This is a genomic window from Streptomyces niphimycinicus (genome assembly GCF_018883605.1).
Taxonomy (GTDB): Bacteria; Actinomycetota; Actinomycetes; order Streptomycetales; family Streptomycetaceae; genus Streptomyces; species Streptomyces niphimycinicus.
This window is the reverse complement of sequence record NZ_JAHLEM010001029.1, coordinates 1-3144: the sequence shown is the minus strand read 5'-3', so window position 1 is coordinate 3144 and position 3144 is coordinate 1. Positions and strand designations below refer to the sequence as shown.

Genomic DNA, 3144 nt, shown 5'->3' with positions numbered 1-3144 from the left:
GTGCCCGGGACGGCCCCCGCCGGCCGCGGGCCGGGTGGCGCCGCGCACCTGGTTGCGGCCACTGCGCTTGCGCTCGATGAGCGCGACGGCGCCGGGCGGCAGCCAGGCCGAGGCCGTACCGCTGTCGTCGGCGTTGGAGGCGAACAGATGCGGGGCCAACTGGGACTGGAGATCCGCCGGGGACGGCCGCCGCTCGGGCTCCATCTGCATGCACGACTCGATGAGCGGCCGCAGCTCGTCGGGCAGCCCGGCCAGGTCGGGGCCCTCGCGCAGCAGCATGAACACGGTCTCCACCGGGTTGGCGCCGTGGAAGGGCGCGTGCCCGGTGGCCGCGAAGGTCAGGGTCGAGCCGAGCGAGAAGATATCGCTCGCGCCCGTCACGCTGCGTGAGTCGCGCGCCTGCTCGGGCGACATATAGGCGGGGGTGCCGACCGCGACGTTGGTCATCGTCAGCCGGGTGTTCGAAACACCGGAGGCGATACCGAAGTCGATCACGCGCGGGCCGTCCTCGACGACCAGCACATTGGACGGCTTCAGATCCCGGTGGACCAGGCCCGCGCCATGGATGGACTGGAGCGCCTCGGCGACCCCGGCCGCCAGCCACCGCACCGCCTGGGCCGGCATCGGCCCGCACTCGTTGACGATCTCCTCGAGGGAGGGGGCCGGCACATAGGCCGTGGCCAGCCAGGGCACCGCGGCGCGCGGATCGGCGTCCACGACGGCGGCCGTATAGAAGCCGCTGACCGCGCGGGCCGCCTCCACCTCACGGGTGAACCGGACACGGAAGAGCTGGTCCTCGGCGAGCTCGGTCCGGACCGTCTTGATCGCGACCCGTCGGCCCGATGCCGAGCGGGCCAGATAGACCAGCCCCATGCCGCCCGCGCCGAGACGGCCGAGCACCTCGAAAGGGCCGATCCGCCTCGGATCGTGCTGCGTAAGCTGCTCCACCACTTGCCTGCCACCTCCCCGTGGGGGCTTGAAAAAATACAGCCCCGTGCAGCGTCTCACCGACAAACCAACCGGCGGCACGCATCCTGCATTCTCTCTGGCGAAGGCGGCGGTTGCGAACCCGGGGGCGAATCGTCGTGTCATCGGGCGATACGGAGCCGGGGACCGTCCGGTTCGACCAAGGATCATCTAAGTGCCCTCAGGCCCGTATCGCCCAGTCCTCCGGGCCCGGTTCAGCCCGCCGTCGAGGTGTCGATGACGGCGAAGGACGCGCCCTGATTGTCCGCAAGGACCGCGAAACGCCCGTACGGCGTATCTTCGGCGGTCTTGAGAACCCGCCCGCCCAGCCGGTGGGCCGTGCGCAGCGTCCGATCACAGTCCGCCACCACAAAGTACGTCAGGAAGTGGGCGGGCAGAACGGCCGGGTACTCCTCGCCGATCACGACGCGTCCGCCGATCGCGTGACGGGGGTCCGGGGGCTCTCCGCGCGGCGTCCACAGGACCAGATCGGCCGGCCCGCCCTCGGCGGAGGGCTCCATCCCGTATCCGAAGACCGCCCGGTAGAAGGCGTCCACGGCGCGCGGCTGACGGGTGTGGACCTCGGTCCAGCCGTACGAACCGGGCGCGCCGCGCCGCCCGAAGCCGGTGTGGCTGCCCGCCTGCCAGATCCCGAAGACGGCGCCGCCCGGGTCGGCGGCCGTCGCCATGACGCAGAACCGGTCGATCCACACCGGCGGGGTGATCACCCGGCCACCGGCCTCGCGGATCCGGGCGGCGGTCGCTGCGGCGTCCCGGGCGGCGAAGTAGATGTTCCAGACGGTGGGCATCCGGCCGTCCGGCTTGGGGACCAGCCCCGCGACCTCCTTACCGCCGAGGAGGGCACGGGTGTACGAGCCGTAGTCCGTGGCGACCTCCTCGAAGGCCCAGCCGAACAGCTCACCGTAGAAGCGCCGGCCCGCCGCGAGGTCGGACAGCAGCACATCCGCCCAGCAGGGCACGCCTTCCGCGAATGCCGCCATGGCCCGGGTCCTCTCGCGTCCCTCGGTCCTCGGAGTCGGTCAATCGGAGTTCCGTCCTGGGAGTTCGGTCCTGGGAGCTTGCTCACAGCCCGTTTGGAGCCGCTTGGCGCGTGTTTGCAGCCGCTTGGCTCGTTTACCTCACTTGCCACGCTAACGGGGGATCGCCCGGTCTGCTCGCCCTGGAACTCGAAATATTTGGCCAATCCTTTTCGCGCCAAGGCGGCTCCGGTCGCGTCATCCACCGTTGTTATCCACAGCCTGTTGATAACACAATTCACACGTGTGGGTGAGCGGTGGTTGAGGGCTTGACGACGGCGGACAGGGATCGGAATCAGCCATTCCAGGCTGCTCAGCGAGGCTCACAAACCCTCCCATCCCGCCCTAACCCCATTTGCACGCAGCCGAATCGCGCTCCGATCACCCCTCGGTAAGCTGACGGCATGACAGGACAAGTACGCACAGTCGACGGGCGGGTGGCCGGTCGTCGCGGGCAGGCGACGCGGCAGAAGCTGCTCGACTGCCTCGGCGAGATGCTCAGCACATCCCCGTATCGAGACGTCAAGGTCATCGATGTCGCACGTAAGGCAGGGACCTCGCCTGCGACGTTCTACCAGTACTTCCCCGATGTGGAGGGCGCCGTCCTCGAGCTTGCCGAGGAGATGGCGAAGGAGGGTGCGAACCTGACCGATCTGGTCGCCGACCGCTCATGGGCGGGCAAGTCCGGCGCGGCGGCGTCGGAGGACCTGGTCGAGGGGTTCCTCTCCTTCTGGCGCAAACATGACGCCATCCTGAGGGTGGTCGACCTGGGCGCCGCCGAGGGCGACAAGCGGTTCTACAAGATCCGCATGAAGATCCTCAACTCCGTCACCAACTCCCTTACGGACGCCGTCAAGGAGCAGCAGGCCAAGGGCCGGATCGACGACGATCTCAACCCCGGGGCCATCGCGGGATCGCTGGTCGCGATGCTGGCCGCGGTCGCCGCGCACCAGAAGGGCTTCCAGAGCTGGGGCGTCAAGCAGGCCGACCTGCGGCCGAGCCTGTCCTGGCTCGTCCACCTCGGTGTCACCGGGCGGAAGCCGCCGAAGTAACGAATCCGCACCCTTCCCCTGCCCCCTGCCTCGGCCTCTCCCCGCCGGTCTCCCGATACCGGCCGCCCGGCCGAGCCCGCACGTCCTGT

Annotated in this window: 3 protein-coding genes; 1 reads left to right on the top strand and 2 read right to left on the bottom strand. The window is 69.5% G+C overall.

Annotation, left to right across the window (positions count from 1 at the left end; all coding sequences use genetic code 11):
• Both KN815_RS47140 and KN815_RS47135 read right to left on the bottom strand, forming a co-directional pair.
• The coding region (locus KN815_RS47140; RefSeq protein WP_216347916.1) for a serine/threonine-protein kinase at window positions 1-951 on the bottom strand (951 nt) is incomplete at its 3' end.
• 230 nt (window positions 952-1181) lie between these two features.
• The gene (locus tag KN815_RS47135; RefSeq protein WP_216347915.1) at window positions 1182-1967 is read right to left on the bottom strand and encodes a VOC family protein; all 786 of its coding nucleotides are present in this window, start codon (window positions 1965-1967) and stop codon (window positions 1182-1184) included.
• Between the two features lie 440 nt (window positions 1968-2407).
• On the opposite strand from KN815_RS47135, the gene KN815_RS47130 reads away from it, so the two are divergent.
• Window positions 2408-3055, top strand: a complete 648-nt coding sequence (locus tag KN815_RS47130; RefSeq protein WP_216347914.1) for a TetR family transcriptional regulator — start codon at window positions 2408-2410, stop codon at window positions 3053-3055.
• The last annotated feature ends 89 nt before the right edge of the window (window positions 3056-3144 follow it).